This window comes from Thermodesulfatator atlanticus DSM 21156, from assembly GCF_000421585.1.
GTDB classification, from domain to species: domain Bacteria; phylum Desulfobacterota; class Thermodesulfobacteria; order Thermodesulfobacteriales; family Thermodesulfatatoraceae; genus Thermodesulfatator; species Thermodesulfatator atlanticus.
On sequence record NZ_ATXH01000020.1, the window covers coordinates 21,265 to 44,064 of the forward strand.

The following is a 22,800-nucleotide window of genomic DNA, read 5'->3' on the forward strand; positions in this document are numbered from 1 at the left end:
ATGGCGTTTTACATCACCACTCCCATCTACTACGTGAATGCCGAGCCCCACCTTGGGCATGCCTACACCACCATTGTGGCAGATGTTGTGGCAAGGCTAAAACGCCTCCTTGGGGAAGAAGTCTTTTTCCTCACCGGAACCGACGAACACGGCGACAAAATCGTAAAAGCCGCCGAAAAAAAAGGCCTTACCCCTCAAGAATACGTTGACCACATAAGCAGCCTTTTCAAAGAAACCTGGGCCCTTTTTAACATCTCCTACGATAGGTTTATCCGCACCACTGAGCCTGAACACAAGCGCGTAGTGCAACTTGCCCTTCAAAAAATCTACGAACAAGGCGACATTTATTACGCCGAGTACGAAGGGCTTTATTGCTTTGGATGCGAGCGTTTTCTTACCCAAAAAGAACTAGAAGACGGGCTTTGCCCGGACCACAAAACCCCCCCTACCCCGCTTAAAGAGGCTAATTACTTTTTCAAGCTTTCTAAGTATCAGGACTGGCTTATTGACCACATAAAGAAAAACCCGGTATTCATTACCCCTTCCCGCTACAGGAATGAAATTTTATCTTTCCTCAAAGAAGACTTAGAAGACCTTTGCATCTCACGCCCTAAAAGCAGGCTAACCTGGGGCATAGAGCTTCCTTTTGACAAAAATTTCGTAACTTATGTCTGGTTTGATGCCCTGCTTAATTATCTCTCAGGCATTGGTTTCCCTGAAGGTGCCTCGTGGCAGAAGTTCTGGCCTGCCCACCACGTTATTGCCAAGGATATTCTTAAGCCCCATGCGGTTTACTGGCCCATTATGCTAAAGGCCCTTGGGGTGCCGCCTTATCGCAGCCTTCACGTTCATGGCTACTGGAACATCGACGACACTAAAATGTCCAAATCCCTGGGGAACATCGTGCGCCCCAAAGACCTTGCCGCCAAGTACGGAGTTGACCAGGTCCGCTACTTTTTACTCCGGGAGATGGCCTTTGGCATTGATGCCAACTTCAGCGAAGAGGCCCTGCGCACCCGGACAAACGCAGACTTGGCCAACGACCTCGGCAACCTTGTTCACCGCACCCTTACCATGGTCAAAAAATATTTCCGCGGCCAAGTCCCTGAGTGTGCAAGCCTTGAGCCAGACGATCAAAAACTTAGAGAGCTTAGCCAAAAGGCCTGTGCTACCTATCTGGAAGAAATGGAAAAGTTCCAGTTCCATCGGGGGCTTTCTGCGCTTTGGGAACTGATCCGTGAGGCTAACCGCTACGTTGATTACCAGGCCCCCTGGACCTTGATGAAAGAAAATAAAACCGAACGCGCGGCAACCGTGCTTTATCATCTCCTGGAAGTTTTGCGCCTTTGCGCCACAGCCCTTTGGCCAGTCATGCCAACATCTTCTGAAAAAGTTTTAATAAGCCTTGGTCTCGAGCCTGGCAAGTATTTGAAAGGAGAATTCCTAAGCAAATTTGAATCCCTACCCATAGGGCAAAAAACAAAACGCGGCAAGGCTATTTTCCCCCGGATAGAAGAAACCCCTCAGGAAAAACCCAAAGACAAACAAGACCAAAAGGAGCCCAAAGTGAGTGAAGAAAACCTCATTTCATTTGAAGAATTCCAGAAGCTTGACCTACGCGTGGCTGAAATCATCGAAGCAGAAAAAGTCCCTGGAACAGACCGACTTTTAAAGCTCAAAGTCAAGTGCCCTGAAGAAAGAACCGTGATAGCGGGCATTGCCGAATATTATGAACCCAAAAGCCTTATCGGGAAAAAAGTCATCCTGGTGGCAAACTTAAAGCCTGCCAAGATCCGAGGCATTACTTCCCAGGGGATGGTCCTTGCGGCCAAAGGCGAACAAGGACTGGCGGTGATTGTTCCTGAAAAAGACGTCCCCTGTGGGAGCAAGGTGAGCTAAGCTCAGCTCATTTCTTCTAGGCGGTAGGCCCCGAAGCCAAAGCTTGTGTTTTTGCCCACGTGAACCAGCTCGCCCAGGCGCAAAAGGGGCATAAAGGGCGAAAGCTCGCCCTCAAAGAGGGCCTCTCCCACAAAGCCCCTTAAGGGCATGGTGGTCTCTTTACGGGCCGAGTAGCGAATGATCTCCTGCGGAAAAAGGCGCTTTGCCACGGTTTTTACCCCCTGAGCCCTTTCAATGAGCTCTTTAAAGGGAAGATTAAGTTCCTTTTCGGCGTGAAAATAAGAAAGGGCCGAGACCCTGCGCAAAAGGTTCCGCACCAGTATGTGAAAGGCAAAATTTTTGGGCGGCACCAAGTGACCTTCAAAACGCAAGCTGGTTGGGGTCAAAAACCTGATTTTTATTTGCGAGGCTCCTTCCTCATGGATTTCTTCTTTCATGGTAGGGGGTTTTAGCTGTCCTTTTTGGTAAAGGCTCTCGTGGCCAAAGTGGTCTTTTATATCTGCGATTTGAAACCGGGCCCGCCTGCGCCCAAGGCCCTTATCGCCTGCTGCCGAAAGGGCCAGCACAAAATGCGGGAAATACTGGATGCCACGCCCCACCAGGGTAAGCCCAAGTTCAAAGGTATTTCCTTTTAAAGGCAAAACAGGAGTTAAAGCAAAGGGATGGGGTACGTAAGGATAAAGCCTGAGTCTTTCGGCATCTTCAGGCCGGGGGGTTTCAAAGATATAACCATAGGCACAATGCTGGTTTAAGGGGCATGGCGCGCACGTCTCAAATTGCCTTGCCACACAAGAGATGCGTTTGAGCTGGGCGCCAAGCACACCCCTTAAGGGAGAAAAAGGCTTGCGTGGAAAAACAAGCGGCTCTTCTACTCTCAGGGAAAACCAGACCCTTATTAAAGGCAGAAAAATTTTTGACATCACCGCCCTTTTTAAACTAAAACCATTTAAAAACGCAATAAATTTTTACGGATGGCCAAAAAGCTCTTCTTCATTATCTCTTACGACATCTCTGACGAAAAGCGTCTGCGCCGCGTCTTCGAATTTCTGGAAGATTACGGCCAGTGGAAACAAAAAAGTGTCTTTGAGTGCTGGCTAACCGAAAAAGAATATCAGCAGGTGAAAGCTGGCCTTAAAGAGCTTATCAAACCAAGGGAAGACCGGGTGCGATTTTATCGCTTATGTGAGGCCTGCCGTAAACAGGCCTTCTCCCACGGCTGGGGCGAACTGCCCGATAGTCCTGAAGAAGAAGTTATTCTTTAGGAACGTTATTAGGAGCGTAAAACAGGCGACAATTGAACAATGTCATTGCAAGCGAAGTAAAGCAATATCAGGTAGAAGAGTTTGTAGAGGTTCTAGAGGTTCTAGAGGTTCTAGAGGTTCTAGAGGTTTTAGAGGTTTGGATTGAATGGATATCGAAAGCACTATTTTTGTCAGTCATTGCGAGCGAACGCAGTGAGCGAAGCAATCTAGATCCCTCTCTGTGTTCGGGAAAGAGATCGCTTCGTCGGCCCTTACGGGCCTCCTCGCGATGACAGATAAGGGAGAGCCTCCTTGCGATGACACATTGTCGGATAAAACATGCTCCCATTACTGGTAGGGGCACGCCATGCCGTGCCCCTACCAGTACAAGTCACTTTCACTACCATTCCTTAACCGGAAATCGGATGGTCTAAAAAAACAAACTATTGACCCATTAGCTAAACCTATTCTATAAGAGGATTGTCTTAAGTAATAAGGATATCCAATTTATGATGTCTTTTTCCCACTTAATAAAACCAACCAGCATCGAACTCAGGTGCCGCATCCTAACGCCCATGTTCCTGGGAGATGCTTATCAGCAAGCCTCTCTTCGGGCAGCCCCTTTTAAAGGTCTTTTGCGCTACTGGTGGCGAGTGGCCGCAGGCCTTACTTATAAGTCGCCCAAAGATTTGCTCAAGGCTGAATCTGAAATATTTGGCGGTGGAGGAGAGAAGGCCCGCAGGAGTCTGGTAAAGATTTGGGTTGAGGGAAATCCCAAGGTCGTAGAAGACGAAAAGTTACCCGGGGTAAAAAATATCTTTCATCCTGAAGTTGGCCGCTCCGTAAATCCTCTTCTTTATCTGGGTTACGGCCCCGTAACTTGGGACAAAAAGCTTCGATCCCCCCGCTACACCCGCTCTTACCTTGCTCCTGGTGCCACCTTTGTCCTCAAGCTCACTGTCCCGGTCTCTCTTTTAGAAGATGGCCGGGAGGCAGAACTCTTTAAAACAGCCCTTCTTTACTTTCGGGCCTTCGGGGCCGCAGGTGCCCGCTCACGCAACGGGTGGGGAAGTTTTCAGGTGGAAGGGATGGAAGGTTGTTACCATTTGGATGAAAATTTTAGCGAAAGATTGCTAGAAGACCTTCCTTATTGGAAAGATTGTTTTGATAAATCTTATCCTCATACCCCTGCCAAAGGAGATAACAGCAAGCTACTTTTGTGGAAAAGGGAGGGTTTTAAATCCTGGGAAAAAGCTATGAAATTCCTTGCCGAAGTTTATATTTATCTTCGCACAAGTTACGTGCCTGAAGGATATAATTGGTCTAAAAAAAACAAAATTAGATCCAGATGGGACGCACGACATCGCTGAAAGGCATCTTTTAGGTTTTCCTTTGACTAATCATCCTGCGGTAAACGCCGGCTGGGGTGCGTGGAACCATAAAAAGAATAAATATGTTCCAAAAGCTCGTTTGGCCTCGCCCCTGCGTTTTACTGTCAGACACGATTCTGATACTTACAAAGTTCTGGTTTTACACCTTCCGTATTATTTAGATCCGGATCATTACTTAAAGTCCAACAAAAAAACTATGTGGTTATCTAAAAAACAACAGATAGAACTCTGGCAAAAGGTGCACGAGCGCCTGGACCAGGCCATGCAAAGGGCAAGCATAAATGACTGCCTGTAAGATTCCCCAAACTTTTAGAGGCGATGAGACCTACTGGCGCGAAAAGCTTGCGGCCTTTCTCCACGACCCGCCAGACAAAGCCCTGGACATACGGGGGCACGAAAGTCGGGCCAAAACCTTGAGAGATAAGCTTTTTGTCTCTGCCGACGATGATCTGGTCTTGCGGGCAGATCAGGTGGCCTCAGGGCTTGACCGCACTTTTTTGCCCAGAAAAGAAGACCAGGGTGACATTGATTTTTGCCAAAATCCCGTAATCACCCACCCCACTGGCCAAAATAGATCCCTAAAACTTAAAAGCTTTCCCAAAAAATGTACCCTGGAAGAGATTTTAGAACTTATAGCCAAGGACGAAGAAAAGCTCCCTGACACCCAGCCTTTGCGCTCTTTTGCGCTTTTTCACTATTTTCTCCACGTATTCCCTTATCGGCTGGCCCAGGAGAAGACCTGTGGCGTTTCCTGGCAATGGCCTGTACTTCCGGCAGACACCCGCCTTCCAGACCACGCCATCTGGCAGCATTGCGCCCTTACCTCGGCCCTTTATTCCTGCTACAGGCTTTCTTCCAGACGCCAGGCCTCTTTGATGCTCTTTAGCCTTACGCCTGTGCAGGATTTTATTGCCCGCTCACGCAAGCTTCGCGACTTCTGGACGGCCTCGCTCATCCTTTCCTGGCTGGCCGCCGAAGGCATGAAGACGGTAATCTTGCACTATGGCTCAGACCACATCATCTATCCTTCTCCCCTGGGGCAGGCCCTGATTGAATCTTTTCTTGACCGGGAATGTGGGTTTTACCACTGGAAAGACCGCTATCATTACGAAACAAGGGCCGCCACTTTGCCCAACAAGTTTATCTTCCTCTGTCCTGCTGGGCTTGAGGAAGAATGTTTTTACCATATAAAAGAGCGTACCAACCGCGCCTGGAAGGCCCTGGCCAATGCGGTAAAAGACCTGGTAGCCAGAAAATGCAACTTTAGCAAAGTGCCTGCAAAGTGCCTTTCGGCCCTGGAAAAGATTTTTACCCGCCAGGTGGGCCGATTCTGGGAATATCATTGGGCAGCGGCACCCTTGATAGATGAAAAAACTTTGGATGCCTACCAGGAAATATTCCCGCTATCCCTTTCAGAAAGTCTCAAAAATCTGCTTAAAAAGGCCCGGGAATGCCGACTCCCGTATCTTTCCTATGCCGAAAAATTCTTCTATCCCCTGACGCACGACCTGGTTCAGCGCGGCCTTGCCGCTGAAAAACTTACCCCTTCTGAGAAGCGTGCCGAAGAACCCGGCATAAAGTGTCACCTGCACCCGGACCTTGAGGCCCTGCGGTTTTCCTGTGTGGAATGCAAAAGAGATGGACATGCCAAATGTGAGCTTTTTGAAGATCACCAGCCGGATGAAAACCCCCGCCCAAGCAAAGATCCCCTGTGGCGCAAGATAAGGGCTGGCTTTCCCCAGACCGAGTTTAAAGCAACCGAACGCCTTTCAGCTATCGGGCTTATTAAGCGCCTGGCCTTGAAGGCTGTCTCTAATGAACATCCCCTTTATCTTTATTTTTCCGATTCGGAAAGGTTTCCTTCCACTACCGAGATAGCCATTAAAGACTGGTATGAAAAAGTAAAAGAGCACTTTGACGCCTTTGAACTCAAAGACGTTGCGGAATTCTGGCACCAAAAAGACGAAAGTTTGTCAAAAGACAAAGACACGAGGCCTGAAATTTGCGAGCTTAAAGGGGAAAAGTTTGCCCAAATAGAAGGCATCATTAAAAAGCTCCCTCAGGAAAAGCACATTAAGAGTCAACACTTCTACTACGCCATTCTGGTGATGGACGGCGACCACATGGGCAGACTCCTTGCCGGGGGTTTTGAGGCCAGGTGGCGGGATGTAATACATCCCGAACTTGTAAACCGCATTTACCAGGGAGAAATTTCAGAAAAGTTCTGGCCCTGTTTCTGGAAGGATTATCTGGAAGAGAAACGCAGCCTTTCGCCGGCGGTGCACGCGGCCATCTCCAAGGCCCTTTCGGATTTCGCCCTGCACACCGTGCCCGAGATCGTCTCTCGCCATAGGGGATGCCTTATCTATGCCGGGGGCGACGACGTGTGTGCAGTATTTCCAACGAGCTCAGCAATTGCTGCGGCGTTAGAGATCGCCAGGGCCTACAACTGGGCCTTTGTGCGCCGTGGCAAATCTGCTGGCCAAAAAGGGCAGGCCCAAACCATAAGGGAAATCGTAAGTGGTCAGGAGCTTTCTCCAGAAGACGAATTACTCCTGCATCTCGGGCCTGGCGAGGGGATCTCCATTTCAGGGGGGCTTCTCATGGTGCACCACAAGTGGCCGCTTCGCGCGGCCCTTGAGCGGGCACACGCCCTGCTTGAGCTTGCCAAAGACAATGGTCGGGCAGCGCTTGCCCTGGAGCTTCAGAGACGGGCCGGTGAGCGCCGCACCTTTGTCGCCGGATTCAAGGACCTTGTAAGAATAGGCCCGCACGCAATCGACCCCTGGGAGGCTTTTTCAGAACTGGTAAAAGCCTTTGCCTTAAGGAGGCTAAGTGCCTCTTTTGCCTACCGGCCACGGGAATTGGCCGAAGGCCTTGAAGCCCTTTGGGATAAGCCAGAAGAAATAGCAAGGCTCATTCAGAGCCAGATCAGAAGCGAAAAGATAAAAGACAAAGGTAATCTCTGGGAGCTGGCCCGGAAGGTGGCGGCTGTGCTTCTGGCTGACCGCCGTTTGGACTCAAAAGAAATCCCACTAGCTTACGAAGCCCTGGAAATAGCCAGATTCCTTGCGGGAGCAGAGGAGCGGTGAAGATGATTGAACAGTGGCTTGAATTAAAGCCCCTTGACACTCTCTTTTTCCGCGGTGGTGAGGCCATGGAGGCCGGCGAAACCCACGAAGCTGGAAGGCCCGTATTCCCCCCGGTACCAGAGACCGTTATCGGCGCCCTGCGTACCGCCATCCTGACTCAAAAGGGCATTGACCCGGCCCGGGTAAAGGCCCTTAAAGAAGACAAACCCCTTGACGAAAAATGGCTCCCCCTCTGGGGCACACCAAAGAAAAGCGGTTTTTGGGTAGCCGGACCGCTTATAAAGATTGATAAAGCAGTCCTTTTTCCGGCTCCGGCAAGCTGGTTTTACGACCCAGATCAAAGTACTAATCTCCGACTAAAAATTTATGAAGCAAGGCCCCTTGAAACCGATAAATCCTTCCCTTTAAAAACGCATATCTCAACAAGACCCATCTGGGTAAAAAACCCGCCTGAAAACCTGGAGCCCCTTCTGGGAAAATTTTTTCTTACTAAAGGCGCCCTTGAGCAGGAAGGCTCCTTTGAGCTTGAAGTGGTAGAGGATCCGAAAACACTTGATCCGCAAAAGCCCCAGGCCGTGCCTGCGGGCAAGATTATCTTTTACGAAGAGCGCGTGGGCATTGCCCGGGACAATACTTTGCGGGCGGTAAAAACAGGCCATCTCTACGCTTCAAGGCACATAAGGCTCTTTAGCGAGGCCTCACTTCTTATCGGGCTTGATAAGCGTCTTTGCCCTGGGCATCTCGAAGACTAGGGCTTTTTTCAGCTTGGGGGAGAGGGAAGGCTTGTGTCCTATCGCAAAGCAAGCAAAGTTAGTCTTCCGGGCACACGCAAAGGGCGCTTCCTTGCCCTTGCGCCCCTTTCCTATCAGCGCGCAAGAGGAGCAGGACTCCTGAACAGCCCTTACGCCTCAGGCAAACTCCTGCGCGTGGCTGGCTTTGACCTAAGACGCGGCTTTCACAAACCGGTTAAGACGTATTTTCCCGCCGGCACGGTGTGTTTTATCGGAAAAGACCCAGATCTTTGCGAATTGATACCTTTTTGAAGGAGTAATCATGAAGGGCGTATGCTACATTTGCAACAAAACATTCAGCAAAGCGGGGATAACCAAACACCTGAAAACTCATTTGAAGGATGACGGATATATAAGGCTTTATCACATCAGGATTGCTGGATTTTATGATCCGCAATACTGGCTACACATTGAAATTCCGGCTGACGCTAAGCTTAAAGACCTTGATAAGTTTCTGAGGGATATATGGCTTGAATGCTGCGATCATTTGAGTGCATTTGTGATAAATGACGTCTATTATGTGTCAATACCAGAAGGTGAAAAAGATATGAACTTTAAGCTGGGGTCGGTTTTGAATATAGGAATGGAATTCTACCATCTCTATGACTTTGGTTCTCAAACGAAGTTAAGACTAAAAATTATGGGAGAGAGAAATGGAACATTAAAAGAGAAGGTAAGAATTCTTGCAAGAAATAATCCTCCGAAAATAACATGCAGTTGTGGTGAGAAAGCAAAGTGGATCTGCACACAATGCTTTTATGATTCGGAAGAAAACTGTTATCTTTGCGAAAGATGTGCCAAAGAACATAAATGTGAAGAGGAGATGCTTCTTCCTGTTGTTAATTCACCAAGAATGGGTGTTTGTGGATATGCAGGCGGGATATACGATTGAATAAAGATTGAGAGAAACGACAATAGCATTGTTGTCAAATTTCCTTACAAACCTGAGTTAATTGCAAAAATTGAAACTGTTAAAGCCTAAAAAGGTGACATCCCGATGGAAGATACTGGAGCATTCTTTATTCTCTTAGGTCATAAAAGCTCAAAAACAATAGAGATTTATAGAAACTTTTGCAAAACATCTTTTCTTAAGACACGTTCAAGGATCCGTTCCCATTTTTCGGAACGAAAAATAGGAACGGATCCCTTGCGGTTGTGCTTACAATACTGATCTCGGCAATTTTGCAAAGGTCTCTTATACTCAAGTGAGCACCAAGAATCTGAGTAAGATAAGGAGTCCTATGGATTCGATAGGGAATATGTTGCATGAGTCACTTAAGGAACATCCAGAATGAGTATCTACTCAATGCAGATCTAACTCCAATTTGTAAGGATATACGCAATGCGTATATGAAAGAGTTATAGCAATTGACTTCGAAGCACAAAATGAAGGGATATAATGAATCCTATTAAAAGCTTGGAAGAAATAAGAAAGCATTGGAAGATATTTGAAGATAGATGGAAAACCCTCTATGCCTTTTTCCTATATACAAACGAGGATAGAAATATTGCTCGTTATGTAAGAGAATATTTTCGTGAATTAGACCAACTCTCGGGGAATACATGTTTAATTTTTCTTATAGATAAGCCACCTAGAACATGGGAAGAAGAAGCTAGAACACGAGAATATTGGAAAGAGTTTACTTTTAGAACTTGGGTTTGGGAAGGCTTTACGGAAGTCATACCTTATGATAGGTCAAAAGCTTATGAAATCGCTGAGTTTTTCGGAATTTTTCCAAATCACATTCCTTGTATTGTTTTCTTCCGCAATATTAATGAAAGAGAGCTATTAGTCTATCCTTTAGACAATTCATGGTCGGATGAAAGATTAACAAGAGAATTTCGGGAACTTTTCTCTGCTATACGAGAAGGATGTGAAAATATAGGTGACGATAATGAACGGAAAGAACAAATGTGGAGAAATTTGGAGAGATTTATTAGAAGAAGGAGCAGAGAACAAACAATAGTTAATTTCATAACTCATCCCTTAGCAAGGAGTGTTGGAGATGTATTTAGGCGATTATTATTTAGATTGTTATAGTGCCTCTTCGTCAACAGCGTATAACAGGCGGGTATCTGGTTCGGGCTTTCAGTCCTCACCCAAATCGCCTTCGGCGACTTCAGAGACCCGCAATCCGGTATATGACATGGCGGGCGAAGTTAAATTAAAGGAGGAATAAAAATGAAAATAAAATCTATAAAAATACATAACTTTAGGTCAATAAAAGATGCTGAATTTGAGTTAAATGACTACAATGTATTTGTAGGTGCTAATAACTCCGGTAAAAGCAATGTTATAACAGCCCTTCGTATTTTTTATGAGGATAATATCAAATTCAATGAGAAACTGGATTTCCCTAAATTTGAGACAGAGGATAAGGAAAGTTGGATTGAAATAAAATATCTATTAACGGATGACGAATTTAAAAACTTAAAAGAAACTTATAAAAATCCTGGCAACGTCCTAATAGTAAGAAAATATCTTAAATCTGAAGAACCTCAAAGAGTCAAGGCTAATCAAAGTAATATATATGCATACGAAAATGGAACACTTTCTACAAAGCTCTTCTATGGAGCTAAAAATATTTCTCAGGCAAAACTTGGCTCAGTAATATACATTCCAGAAATAACCAAAACCGAAGAAACACTAAAATTGACCGGACCCTCCCCTTTAAGAAATACACTTGCTTTTGTTATGAAGAAAGTTATGAAAACTTCTGAGTCTTTTAAATCGTTAAATGATGCCTTTGAAGAATTTAATAGGAAATTTAAAGAAGAAGCATCTAAAGATGGTGTTTCCTTAGAGAAATTCAGGAAAGAAATCAATGAGAATCTTAAAGAATGGGGCGTAGAATTTAACCTAGATATAAATCCTGTGAGACCAGAGGACATAATAAAAAATCTGATATCACATAGTTTTACAGACAAAACTTTAAACAGGGAGATGAATATTGGTCTTTACGGACAAGGCCTACAGAGGCACCTTATATATATTTTGATTCGCCTTTCTGCGCAATATAAGGAAGAAAAAGTTTATGAGAAAAAAGAATTTTCACCGGAACTTACTTTAATATTATTTGAAGAGCCTGAAGTATTTTTACATCCAGCTCAGCAAGAATACCTTAATTCAAGTTTAAGATTTCTAGCTTCTGAAGTGGGGCAACAGGTTATTGTTTCTACTCACTCTCCTGTTTTTGTGAGCAGAAATATAGAGGAAATATCCTCTCTAATAAAGTTGAAAAGAGAAAATGGGGTCACAAAATGTTTCCAAGTATCAGATGAAATAAAAAATAATATATTAAAGGAAAATAATGAATTAGCACAGATTCTTAGAGAGAAATTAGAAGATCCCACTGTAGATAATCCTACAAAAAATAGAATTAAAAAGATATTAGGAGAGACGGATGATGAAATTCGGATGGAAGAAGAAGCAATTAGATATTCATTATGGCTTGACTCTGAAAGATGTTCATCATTCTTTGCAGACATAGTGCTAATATGTGAAGGAGCAACAGAAAAAACTCTTATTGATTATCTCATTCAAAATGAGTGGGATGATCTAAAAGAAAAGAGAATTTATGTTTTAGACGCAATGGGAAAATTTAATATTCACAGATATATAAATCTTTTCGGAAAGTTAGGAATATATCATTCTATTATTGCCGACAGAGATGAGGATAATAATGTTCACGAGATAATCAATAAATTTATTGAAAATAGGAAAAATTCTTTCACGAAAAAGATTCACTTTTTTGAAAAAGATATAGAGGAATTTTTAGGGATTCCAAGTCCACCAGATAACAGGATAGATAAAAAACCGCTAAATGTAATATGGCATTATAAAAATGGAAAAATATCGCAGGAGAAAAAAATCAATTAAAAATTATAATAGAGGGTTTAATATGAACACTATGAATTTTAAAGAACTTCGCCCGCCACGCTTCGTCGCTTCGCTCCTTGCCCTCACTTCGTTCGGGTCATATAACAAGCGAATATGCGGTTCGCTCCGCTCACCCAAACCACCAGCGGTGGCTTCGCATATTCGCCAAACGTTGTGGAGCTTAGAGAGGATTACATATGAGATGGATTGATGCTATGGATTTAAAAAATTGGTCTTCAAGCCGAGATTCTGAAGAATATTTACCGTTGGTTATCCGCCGATTAATTCGAGCCACAATAGACCAAATTAAATCTATTTCCTTTCCTGCAGGAGACAGCGTAGTCTGTCCAAGATGGGATGGCAGATTAGAATCTATGGAAGAAACAGAATACATACCAAAAGGTTTATCCTTATGGGAGCTTAGCACAAGAAAAGATGTCAGAACAAAAGCAGAGGAGGATTACCAGAAACGGAAAGAAAACCTTTTAGTACCAAATCCTTCTAAAGCTATATTTATTTTCGTTACTTCAAGGGTATGGACGAGCAAGGATGAATGGGCAGAGAAAAAGAAGAAAGAACGGTTTTGGAAGATGTAAGAGTTTATGATGCCCGGGATTTAGAAGAATGGCTTGAGCAAGCACCTGCGGTTGAAAGCGACAATGAAGAAGAGGATTTGCCACAAGAGTTAATAAAACAGCGAGCACGTCTTGCTTGGCGATTGCTTAACACTTGGAGAATCGTACCGGGAAGTGATGTTAATGGCAAGATAGACTATCAAAAATTAAAATCATGGATTGAAAAAGCAAGGGAACTTTGCAGGAATATGGATAGATTGGGAGTTTGTAATAATCATATTGGTCAAGTATTAGCCCACGCAGTGCCTGATGAAAATGGTAATTGGCCCCCAGAAGAAGTGTGCAGAATAATTGATGAGATACAAAGCAAAAAAATAGAAAATGGCTTTAGCACTGAAATATATAAAAAAAGAGGAGTTGTTACTAAATCTCCATTTGAAGGAGGGAAGCAAGAACGAGAATTGGCAGAGAAATACCAAAAATATGCGAATAAATGGGCTATTAAATATCCGAGGACAGCGGCAGTATTAAGAAAAATCGCAGAAAATTATGAACTTGAAGCAAAACGGGAGGATGAAGAAGCAGAAAAAAGGAGATTAGAATGGTAAAGATCTATACCAAAGAAGAAGACACGCTCCACAACGGTCACTTAACAGCGTGTATGCAGCTCGCTATCGCTCACCCAAATGCTCGGCTACGCCTCGCACTTCAGATACCCCCCAGAACGTTATACGCCATAGAGTGGGAAGGGTTATTATGGATAAAAGAAACAGGGTAATTGGCGGGCTTTTGGGATTATGCATCGGGGATGCGCTCGGTGTTCCCGTAGAATTCGAATCAAGAAACAGTTTAAAAGTAAATCCATTAACTGATATGATTGGTTATCGTACTCATAATCAACCTCCGGGCACCTGGTCTGACGATAGTTCGCTTGCTTTTTGTTTAGCCGAATCTCTTTGCAATGGACTTGATCTTCAAGATATTGCTAACAGATTTGTAAAATGGCTGTATGAAGGCTATTGGACACCTTACGGCGAAGTCTTTGATGTAGGAAGTACAACTCGCACTGCTATTTCTCGTTTGAAAAATGGAGTGCCTCCTTTAGAGGCAGGCCCAAAGGACGAATTCAGTAATGGCAATGGGTCGCTTATGAGAATCCTTCCTCTGTCCTTTTATTTAGAAAAAAGAGATAGAGAACAGCAGTTTGAAGTTACTCACCAAGTATCTCGTTTGACACATGGACATCTACGTGCCCAAATGGCCTGTGGAATTTATATTCAAATTGCAATAAACCTTCTTAAAGGTAATACCCCCAAAATGGCATACGAAAGAATGAAAAACACAGTTTCAGATTATTACTCAAAGCAACCATATGCCACAGAGTTCCAGCACTTTAGAAGAATTATAGAATCTGATATATCGGAATTGCCAAAAGACGCTATCAAATCAAGCGGTTATGTAATAGATACATTAGAAGCAAGCCTATGGTGTTTTCTCAATAATAATTCTTATACAAATACTGTCCTTACTGCAGTAAATCTTGGCGGTGATACTGATACCTTGGGAGCTGTCACTGGCGGATTAGCAGGCATATATTATGGTTGCGAGGGTCTACCTGAAAAATGGATAAGTAAGATTATCAGGGTTGAAGATATAATAAGATTGGGAGGAAAATTATATGTAGCAATCTACGGCGTATAATGCCCGGCGTGCGGAAAAAATTGAAATTGTAGAGACTGAAGATAAAAAAGTTGCATGAAAATATTAGTAGATGTCAATTTATCTCCAAAGTTATTACCAGGAGCACAAAACAAATGACATTTTGAGCATTGTCATTGCGAGCGAAGCGAAGCAATCTAGATCCCTCTCTGTGTTCGGGAAAGAGATCGCTTCGTCGGCCCTTACGGGCCTCCTCGCGATGACAGATAAGAGGGCCTCCTTGCGATGACACTTTGTCGGATAAAATGTGCTCCCAATAATTAGTTTCTCTATTTTAGGAGGATTTAAGATGATCTGGGGAGAGGAAAAAAGGATCTGTTTGCTTTACGCCATAACTCCGGTTCACGTCGGGGCGGGCCAGGCGCTAAAGGCGGTGGACCTTCCTATCCAGCGCGAGCGGCACACCGCCTGGCCCATGGTCCAGGCCTCAGGCATAAAAGGCGCCATAAGGGACTGGTGTGAAAATACCTGGCAGAAAAACGGCTTTGATAAAGACCTTGCCCACCGCATCTTTGGCCCACAAGGCGAAGACGAACACTTTGCCGGGGCCGTCACCGTTACCGATGCCAGGATCCTTCTCTTTCCCGTGCGCTCAAACGTGGCCCCTTTCGTGCACGTTACCTGCCCAGCGGTACTCAAGCGGTTTGCCGAAGAGCTTGCCCTCCTCGGGCAAGAAGGGCCCAAAGAGATTTCCCCTCCGGCAGTTGAAGGCTTTATTCCCTTAAAAGGAGAGTTTTCAGAGGAAAAAATCCTTTTAGAAGACATGGTGGTGAAAAAAGAAAATAACTCGGCCCAAAAGAACGTTTCGTGGTTCAACCAAAACATCTCTGCGGCGAAAAAGATTGCCCTGGTCTCTGACGAAGTATTTGGCTATCTCGTGCGTACGGCCACAGAAGTCCAGGCCCACATAACTATCGACGACGCTACCGGCACGGCCAAAGAGGGCTCACTTAGGTATCAGGAATATCTGCCGGCAGACTCTTTGCTCTACTTCTTGGCCTTCTTTGCCGATGAGCGCAAACCGAACGAAAAAAGTAAGCTTTTTGCCAATGACGTGGCCAATCTCGTAACCGGAGCGGTTTCCACTCATCTGCAGGTCGGAGGCGACTTCACCCTGGGCAAGGGTATTTGCAGGGTCTCCTGGATAGCCCCTAAGGCTTCTTCAGGAGGTGCGTCATGATCACTAAAGGTCAGGAGCGGGCCAGCTTTGCCTACCAAAAGGTCCGCGCCGCCATTGAGGCGCTTGGTACAGGATCCACCAAAGAATTCTCGAGCTTTGTGGCCGGGCTTCCGGCCATGATTATGCAAAACGGCTTAGGCCACACCCTTTGTTTCCTCCTGGCCAAGGCCGCAGACCAGAAGAACGGCCGTTATAAAAAGACCGGCAAAGAGGCCAAGCACTGGCTGGCCTTTGAAGCCCTGGCCTCCTGGCTCCACAAACAAAATATGCTAACTTTTGATCCTGAAGCCCCCGCCAGCACCATTGAAAAAATCTCCGAAAAAAGCGCCCTTGAGTATCTTGCCCTGCAGGAAGAGGCCTTGAGGTTTCTCGAGTGGCTAAAGGTAATGAGCAAGATGTTCGTGGAGGGAGAAGATGCCCAGGCCTCGCCCTAAAAGAAACCAGAGAGAAAAGCCAAGGCCCTTTAGGCCTTTGCCAGGGGAGTTTGGCTCTTTTTTTGAACGCCCAGGCCCGGACTTAAACTTTGGGCTTTACTTCAACAAAGGCCTTTACGCTTACTGGCAAACTAAAAAAGGCCTAAAATTTCCGGAATATCAATTCAGGGCCCGCAAAGAGGCCCAAGAAGTACTCGATACCTATCGCAGGCTTAAGCCCATCCTTGAGAGATCGCTTGAGCGAAAACACCAGGAGCTAAACGAGCTCTGCCGGGCCTTTGAGGCCTGTGGATACACTGTATGGGATAACACTTACACCCTTAAAAGCCCCCTTGTGATCGGGCTTGGAAACGCCCATCCCACCGAGCGTGGCTTTACTTTCCTCTGGACACTCGGCGTGCCTTATATCCCGGCGGAAAGCATAAAAGGCGTGCTGCGTCTGGCCTATTTGATCGCCCGGGCCGAAGAAAACCCGGACTTTCTCGAACACTGGGCCAAAGAAGATAATCTTTTCTGGGACGAGCTTTCTGCACCCTTCGGAAGGGAGGAAAAACACGGAAAGCCAGCCCAAAGGGGCCAAGTCGTTTTTCTTGATGCCCTTCCAGTGAAGACACCCGAGTTCACCTTAGAAATCACCACCTGCCATTATCCTGACTATTACGGCGAAAGGCACGGGCCCACCGAAGACCAACATCCCATCCCCCTTCCCTTCTTGGCCGTAGCTCCCGGAAGCGAATTTCGCTTTGTTTTACTGGCGCATGAAGACCTGGGACAAGACACTCAGCAAAAAGTAAAGGAAGCCTTTTCCGCGGCCATAGCCGAGCATGGCTTTGGCGCCAAGACGGCCTTGGGCCACGGGAGATTTGAGCCTTAAAGGGAGTGCGGTATTTGTTGACTATTTTATGTTTACACCTTAAATTAGTCGCATGTTTATACCCCGGGTATTAGAAGAGACGCTCTTAAAGGTTTCAACTTTTTTCCCGGTAATCTTAGTAACCGGGGCCCGCCAGGTTGGGAAAACTACCCTTCTTAAATACCTGGCAGATAAAGAAAAGGCCCCGGAGAGATACGTTTCATTGGACGAATTTGGGCCCCGGACCCTGGCCCTTGAAGACCCGGATCTTTTTCTAGAGCGCTATCCGCCCCCGGTAATCATCGACGAGATTCAGTATGCCCCCGGGCTCCTGGAAAAGATTAAGGTACTCGTTGATAGGGAGCAAAGGTCTGGGCTATTCTGGCTTACCGGTTCGCAGCATTTTTCCTTGATGAAAGGTATTTCCGAAAGTCTTGCCGGGCGAGTAGGTATTCTGAAATTATTTGGTCTTTCTCAAGAAGAGGAATTTCGTGGGTTTCGCCCGGGCCCGTTTTTACCGGAAAAGGCCTTAGATAACCCTGTTATCACTCTAAAGCCTCTGGAAGTATTTGGCCGCCTGGTAAGAGGGACTTTTCCTGCCCTTGCCCTTTCGCCCAACCCGCCTTTAGAGATCTTTTACGCTTCTTATCTTCAGACCTATATCGAAAGAGATGTGCGGCTGGTCTCTAACATTTCAAAACTTCTTGAATTTGAGAAGTTCCTGCGCCTTTGTGCCGCTCGTATCGGCCAGCTACTAAATTTTTCAGATCTTGCGCGAGATGCCGGGGTCTCGGTCTCAACGGCTAAGGAATGGCTCAATATCCTGGTAGCTTCGCATCAGGTCTTTCTTCTCCCTCCGTATTACGCCAAATTAAGCAAGCGCCAGATAAAAACGCCAAAACTCTATTTTTTAGACACCGGTCTTGCCGCGTATCTCGCCGGCTGGCGGAGCCCTGAGGTGGCCTTTGAAGGGGCTATGGCCGGAGCCCTTTTTGAAAATTATGTCTTATCTGAGATATTAAAAAGCTATTTTCACCGCGGCAAAGAGCCGGCCATTTATTTCTGGCGGACCAAAGAAGGGCAAGAAGTAGATTTTCTCCTGGAAGAAGGCGGGAAGATTTATCCGGTAGAAGCCAAGCTTACCATGCGCCCGAAAAAAGACATGCTCCGCGGCCTCTACGCCCTTAGAAGAAGGAGCAAAAATCTTGGCCCAGGGGCCCTTATCTGTCTGGTGGAAAGACCCCTTCCCCTGGAAAGAGACATCTTCGCCTTACCGCTAGGGGCCTTGTGATGTTATTAATGGAGCTATGTCCCGCGCTGATAAGAGACTAAAAGAAATTTGTGACTTTTTGGTAAGAAGACTTGATCCAGAAAAGATCTTTCTTATTGGATCACGAGCCAAGGGACAGGCAAGAAAAGGATCTGACTTTGATTTAGTACTCGTATGCCCCCCTCTTAGTTTTCGTGAAGAAAGAAAACTCCTAGAAAAGTTAGATGAAGTAGCTGGTATTTATAGCGTTGATCTTTTATTCTGGAACAAATTATCTCCAGAATTCAAAAAAGTAGTTACCGAAATGGGAGAAATAATTTATGAAAAAGATCGATCTTTATCTAGCTCTGGAGAGACTGAAAAAGGCTTTTGACCGTTTAAAAGAGGCTCTTCCTCAAGTTAAAGACGAGCTTGACCGAGACGGTGTAATTCAACGCTTTGAGTTTACAGTTGAACTTTTCTGGAAAACCCTGAAACTCATCCTTGCTTACCAGGGAATCGAATGTGCAAGCCCTCGTAAGTGCATCAAAGAGGCCTTTCGCGCTGGTATTATAGAAGACGATGAAATTCTTCTAGACATGCTTGAAGACCGGAACCGTAGCTCTCATATCTATGATGAAGCAACGGCCGAAGAAATATTTGAAAGGATCGTCAAGGTTTATGTCCCCGTTTTAGAAAAAGTTTTAGAAAAAATGGAAGTAAATGGGGTATGAGAAGCAAATAAAAATAGAGACCTTTGCAAAATACCTTTTATTAAGGCCCGTTCCGGGATCCGTTCCTATTTTTCGCTACGAAAAATGGGAACGGATCCCTTGCGGTTATGCTTGCAATGCTGATCTTGGCACTTTTGCAAAGTCTCAAATAGAAAAAATTTGAGATGTTAGGAGATTTATATGAAAAAAGTCTTAATTCTTACGGTTGGAGGGTCTTGTGAACCCCTTGTAAATGCTATTAAAGCAAGGAAACCTGATTATACAATTTTTGTCTGTTCTCAGACATCTTCGATGGTAGTAAATGGCCCTGGAGAACCCTGCAAACCGCCCTCTCAAAAAGAGGCCCCCAAAGACCATAAATGGCGGTCAATCGTAGCACGAACTTCATTAAATGAAGACCAATATGACATTATAGAACTATCCAACCCAGATACCCTGGATAGTTGTTATCAGGAAATAGTAAAAAATGTAACAGAATTACTAAACAAAAAATTCCCTGGGGAATCACTTGAGATTATAGCCAATTACACAGGGGGCACCAAGACCATGTCTGTGGCCCTTGCGCTGGCTGCTTTGAACCAAGAAAACTGGGACCTTGAGTTAAATAAAGGCCCACGAGTTGACCTGGTTAAAGTCAGGGCTGGAGATGTTCCGGTTTTAATCAACAAGTGGGAAGTTTTTGCTAACCATCAGTTAAAACTCATAGAAAATCTATGGGCAAAATTTTATTATGCTGAAGCCGTAGAACTTGCTCAAGAAATTCTTACCAAACCCCTTTCCGGAGAGAAACAAAACTTTTTTCAGAAAATATGCACTATTTCGGAGGCCTTTGAATCATGGGATCGATTTGAGCACCAGAAAGCTTATGAACTTTTAAAACCCTTTGCCCGGTATTTTCCTAATCACATACAGGTCCTGGCAAATATCGTAGAAAATAAGGGCTATAGCAAGGTAAAAGACTTGCTAATGAATGCCAAAAGACGTGCCACGCAAAAGCGTTTTGATGATGCGGTGGCAAGGCTATATCGTGCGGTGGAAATGATGGCCCAAATCAGACTAAAAGAAAAATACACTCTGGACACAGGAAACATTTCTCTAAATAGCTTACCCAAGACACTTCAAGAAAAATACAAAAATTTTGCTGACGAAAAAGGTAAAATCCAGTTAGGGCTTGCCAGGGCTTACGAAGTTTTAGATGCCTTAGAGGATCCATTGGGCTATCTTTTTATGAAGCAGCAAAAAGCAATACAAAATGCTCTTAAAAAAAGAAATTATTCTATTCTGGCTCATGGAAAAAATCCGGTAACTGAAAATATTTATAATGAAGTGCAAGAAATTTTAGAATCGTTTCTTAATGCCGGTTTCGAAGCTGTAAAAGACAAAACTAAAATGATACAGTTACCAACTAACATACAACTATAGCTTACTGCAAGGGCAAAAATGAAACGCACGCATTATCTCATCTGTTACGATATCGCCGATGACAAACGCCTGCGCAAGGTGGCTAAAATCATGGAAGATTACGGTGTGCGGGTGCTCTACAGTGTGTTTGAATGCTTTCTAACACCGGTACAACTCGAAAGCCTGCGCCGTTCCGTTGAGCCCCTTCTTGACCCTCTGGAAGACAGCATTCGCTACTACGTAATTTGTGAGCGTTGTGAAAGCAAAATAGAACACCTTGGACGGGAGAAAAAGTTCTTAAAACGTAAGCGAGAAGAAGTTTTATGAATCCCTTGGCACTTGCTGAAACACTTCTTGCCCAGGGAGAAGAATCCCGGGCACGAGACATAGTGCTTAAACACAGGCTGCTTTCCGCCCAAACTCCTGAAGAATACGTGGCCTGGGGAAGACTTTGTGAAGAGCTAGCCTTACCGCAACAGGCCCTTGAATGCTACCAGAAGGCCCTTTCCGTCTCTCCCAATGAACCCTTGGCGCTAAGGGCCCTTGGGCTCTTGCAATTTGAGCTGGGAGACTTTGAGGCAGCCAGGCGCCTTCTGCGTCGATACCTGGCCCTTGACCCCGAAGACGAAGAAACTCGCAAGGCCCTGGGCAACATCTACCTTGCCCTTGGCGAGAAGGGTTCCTACCAGGCGCTTTTCCCCGGAAAAACCAGGCCCCGCCTCAAGATAAAGGGCCCACGCCTTTTCCCCCGGGAGTTTGGCCAGGGAGACCTTGAGCCCTTTATCCCGTTTTTGACCGGACGCCCAGGCTATGCCGAAATTATCCTTAACGACTACGGCCAGGCGCGTTTCCAATTCCACGATGCCCCGCTGGATTACGAACTCCTAAGGGCCCACTTAAAAGGCGAAAGATACCTTTGCTTTTTCCCTATCTCTCACGACCTAAAGCAAAAGGTAGCAAGCCTTCAAATTTTTTTCCCGCTACGGATACTAAGGCGCCAGGCGCGTGAGGAAAACTTCTTGCGCGCCAAGCAGGAACTTTGCCTTTATATCGCCACCAGGGCTCTGCGCAAGTTAAGGGCCATGGGAATACCCTGCGTCCTTGAAAGACTTTCTCCCTGGGGATATCGTTTCTGGTTTATCTTAAAGGAACCCCTTCATTTCTTGACGGTAAAGCGATTTTTGCGCGCTCTGGAAGAAAGGCTCCCTTATCCCGAAGGTGGCGTGCGGTATGACTCCTGGGTATTTACGGCCCCGCGGGGCCTTGACTGGCAAGAAGTAGCCGTGCCCCTGCCCTTAGGGGTTCATCCCACCACCAGGCAAAGAAGTCTCCTTATCGATGACGAGGGTGAGCCCGTAGTGAATCCCTTGCTTTCCTTTAAAAAACTAAGAGAGATTAGCACAAACGAGGTTAAAAGTATCTGTCGTGGCAAAGGGCCAAACTGGCAGGAGCCAGAACGCCCTAAACTGCTTGCCAAGCTCTTTGATTCCTGCCCGGTTTTAAAGGCGATTGTGAGCAAGGCCGAGGCCGGTCGCAAATTGACACGCGAGGAAAAGCTTGCCCTTTTCCTTACCATCGGCCTTTTGGACCAGGAGGGCTCTTTGCTTCACCAGGTGCTTTATCCTACGCCTGATTATCTTTACAGCCGGGTTGAGCGCCAGCGCAAAGGCCTTCCGCCAAACCCCATAAGTTGCTACAAGATGCGGGAGTGGTTCCCTGACCTGGCTGCGGTCTATAGCTGCCACTGTGTGTTTGAAAAAGACATACGCTACCCCTCGCCGGTACTTCACGTAGCCCCAAGTCTTGTACCCCCAGAAGAACCCTTAACCCTTGAACACCTTGGGCCCAAAGAGCTTGCCCGGCGCTACGTGTTTTATCTCCAGGAAAAAGAACGCCTTGAAGAAAAAATTGCCCTTATCAAACGTGAACTAACCCTTTACCTCAGCCAAAAAACTGGCAAAAAGTTATCCGCCGGAAATTATTACGTAGAACTGAAAGATGGGGAATTAACCGTAAAGAAGCCGTGATGGCGGGCCGCTTTCGCCAGGACTCCACCGTGGTCATTGTATGGTTAACAACAGAAAGGATGATTAAATTCAGGAAGAAAAGTTGGTAGGGAGGGACTGGCTGGCTTGTCATGGAACGTTTGCCCTATGGCAAACTGTTCGATCGCGAGACTAGCCGTCCTTCCCTATGTTTGAACAGTATCCGGGACGTTTCCTTTTGCGGAAACTGTCCGTATACAAGGCTAAACCGGGAAGGGCCTCCCTACCAACATCGCTATTATAACACTTATTGCCAAAAGGAGGAATCACTATGAAAGACTATTCCTTCCTTGGCGTTGACGTCGCCAAAGACACC

22 protein-coding genes are annotated in these 22,800 nt (G+C 45.7%); 21 read left to right on the plus strand and 1 reads right to left on the minus strand.

Annotated features, from left to right (window positions below; translation table 11 throughout):
- Positions 1-1,899 carry a methionine--tRNA ligase gene (gene metG / locus H528_RS0108515; RefSeq protein ID WP_022853898.1) on the plus strand — a complete coding sequence of 633 codons (1,899 nt, stop codon included), beginning with the start codon at positions 1-3 and terminating at the stop codon, positions 1,897-1,899.
- Positions 1,900-1,901: 2 nt separating this feature from the next.
- Here metG and cas6 read toward each other — a convergent pair whose 3' ends face one another.
- Positions 1,902-2,819, minus strand: a complete 918-nt coding sequence (gene cas6 / locus H528_RS13255; RefSeq protein WP_022853899.1) for a CRISPR system precrRNA processing endoribonuclease RAMP protein Cas6 — start codon at positions 2,817-2,819, stop codon at positions 1,902-1,904.
- A 51-nt stretch (positions 2,820-2,870) separates the two neighbouring features.
- On the opposite strand from cas6, the gene cas2 (H528_RS0108525) reads away from it, so the two are divergent.
- The 20 genes from cas2 (H528_RS0108525) (at position 2,871) to H528_RS0108640 (ending at position 22,466) form a co-directional block, all read left to right on the plus strand.
- On the plus strand, positions 2,871-3,161 hold the full coding sequence (gene cas2 / locus H528_RS0108525; protein ID WP_022853900.1) for a CRISPR-associated endonuclease Cas2: 291 nt from the start codon (positions 2,871-2,873) through the stop codon (positions 3,159-3,161).
- Positions 3,162-3,649: 488 nt separating this feature from the next.
- Entirely contained in the window at positions 3,650-4,510 is an 861-nt protein-coding gene (gene cmr1, locus H528_RS0108535; protein WP_084677691.1) for a type III-B CRISPR module RAMP protein Cmr1, read from the plus strand.
- Positions 4,511-4,812: 302 nt separating this feature from the next.
- On the plus strand, positions 4,813-7,623 hold the full coding sequence (cas10, locus tag H528_RS0108545; RefSeq protein WP_022853903.1) for a type III-B CRISPR-associated protein Cas10/Cmr2: 2,811 nt from the start codon (positions 4,813-4,815) through the stop codon (positions 7,621-7,623).
- Between the two features lie 2 nt (positions 7,624-7,625).
- On the plus strand, positions 7,626-8,375 hold the full coding sequence (locus H528_RS0108550; protein WP_022853904.1) for a type III-B CRISPR module-associated Cmr3 family protein: 750 nt from the start codon (positions 7,626-7,628) through the stop codon (positions 8,373-8,375).
- A 33-nt stretch (positions 8,376-8,408) separates the two neighbouring features.
- A complete protein-coding gene (locus tag H528_RS0108555; RefSeq protein ID WP_022853905.1) occupies positions 8,409-8,666 on the plus strand; it encodes a hypothetical protein in 258 nt (85 codons plus the stop codon).
- A gap of 10 nt (positions 8,667-8,676) precedes the next feature.
- Entirely contained in the window at positions 8,677-9,306 is a 630-nt protein-coding gene (locus tag H528_RS0108560; RefSeq protein WP_022853906.1) for a hypothetical protein, read from the plus strand.
- 507 nt (positions 9,307-9,813) lie between these two features.
- Positions 9,814-10,455, plus strand: a complete 642-nt coding sequence (locus H528_RS0108565) for a hypothetical protein (RefSeq protein ID WP_022853907.1) — start codon at positions 9,814-9,816, stop codon at positions 10,453-10,455.
- Positions 10,456-10,596: 141 nt separating this feature from the next.
- Positions 10,597-12,294, plus strand: a complete 1,698-nt coding sequence (locus tag H528_RS0108570; RefSeq protein ID WP_022853908.1) for an ATP-dependent nuclease — start codon at positions 10,597-10,599, stop codon at positions 12,292-12,294.
- A 197-nt stretch (positions 12,295-12,491) separates the two neighbouring features.
- The gene (locus H528_RS0108575) at positions 12,492-12,890 is read left to right on the plus strand and encodes a hypothetical protein (protein ID WP_022853909.1); all 399 of its coding nucleotides are present in this window, start codon (positions 12,492-12,494) and stop codon (positions 12,888-12,890) included.
- Entirely contained in the window at positions 12,848-13,477 is a 630-nt protein-coding gene (locus tag H528_RS0108580) for a hypothetical protein (protein WP_022853910.1), read from the plus strand. The genes H528_RS0108575 and H528_RS0108580 overlap by 43 nt, the downstream gene beginning before the upstream one ends.
- Positions 13,478-13,625: 148 nt before the next feature.
- Positions 13,626-14,570, plus strand: a complete 945-nt coding sequence (locus H528_RS0108590; protein ID WP_022853912.1) for an ADP-ribosylglycohydrolase family protein — start codon at positions 13,626-13,628, stop codon at positions 14,568-14,570.
- 307 nt (positions 14,571-14,877) lie between these two features.
- Complete coding sequence (gene cmr4, locus H528_RS13260) at positions 14,878-15,768, plus strand: type III-B CRISPR module RAMP protein Cmr4 (RefSeq protein ID WP_022853913.1); 891 nt, start codon at positions 14,878-14,880, stop codon at positions 15,766-15,768.
- A complete protein-coding gene (gene cmr5, locus H528_RS0108600; protein ID WP_022853914.1) occupies positions 15,765-16,202 on the plus strand; it encodes a type III-B CRISPR module-associated protein Cmr5 in 438 nt (145 codons plus the stop codon). The genes cmr4 and cmr5 overlap by 4 nt, the downstream gene beginning before the upstream one ends.
- Positions 16,183-17,076 (plus strand): type III-B CRISPR module RAMP protein Cmr6, encoded by an 894-nt coding sequence (gene cmr6, locus H528_RS14105; protein ID WP_022853915.1) that lies wholly within the window; start codon positions 16,183-16,185, stop codon positions 17,074-17,076. The genes cmr5 and cmr6 overlap by 20 nt, the downstream gene beginning before the upstream one ends.
- 52 nt (positions 17,077-17,128) lie before the next feature.
- Complete coding sequence (locus H528_RS0108610) at positions 17,129-18,346, plus strand: ATP-binding protein (RefSeq protein ID WP_022853916.1); 1,218 nt, start codon at positions 17,129-17,131, stop codon at positions 18,344-18,346.
- A gap of 16 nt (positions 18,347-18,362) precedes the next feature.
- The gene (locus H528_RS13270; RefSeq protein ID WP_022853917.1) at positions 18,363-18,698 is read left to right on the plus strand and encodes a nucleotidyltransferase domain-containing protein; all 336 of its coding nucleotides are present in this window, start codon (positions 18,363-18,365) and stop codon (positions 18,696-18,698) included.
- Entirely contained in the window at positions 18,646-19,038 is a 393-nt protein-coding gene (locus tag H528_RS0108620; protein WP_022853918.1) for a nucleotidyltransferase substrate binding protein, read from the plus strand. Before H528_RS13270 ends, H528_RS0108620 begins: the two co-directional genes overlap by 53 nt.
- A 180-nt stretch (positions 19,039-19,218) precedes the next feature.
- On the plus strand, positions 19,219-20,460 hold the full coding sequence (locus tag H528_RS0108630) for a TIGR02710 family CRISPR-associated CARF protein (protein ID WP_022853920.1): 1,242 nt from the start codon (positions 19,219-19,221) through the stop codon (positions 20,458-20,460).
- An 18-nt stretch (positions 20,461-20,478) separates the two neighbouring features.
- Positions 20,479-20,766, plus strand: coding sequence for a CRISPR-associated endonuclease Cas2 (cas2, locus tag H528_RS0108635; protein ID WP_022853921.1), 288 nt, complete (start codon positions 20,479-20,481; stop codon positions 20,764-20,766).
- Positions 20,763-22,466 carry a CRISPR-associated primase-polymerase type A1 gene (locus H528_RS0108640; protein ID WP_022853922.1) on the plus strand — a complete coding sequence of 568 codons (1,704 nt, stop codon included), beginning with the start codon at positions 20,763-20,765 and terminating at the stop codon, positions 22,464-22,466. The genes cas2 (H528_RS0108635) and H528_RS0108640 overlap by 4 nt, the downstream gene beginning before the upstream one ends.
- Positions 22,467-22,800 lie beyond the last annotated feature (334 nt).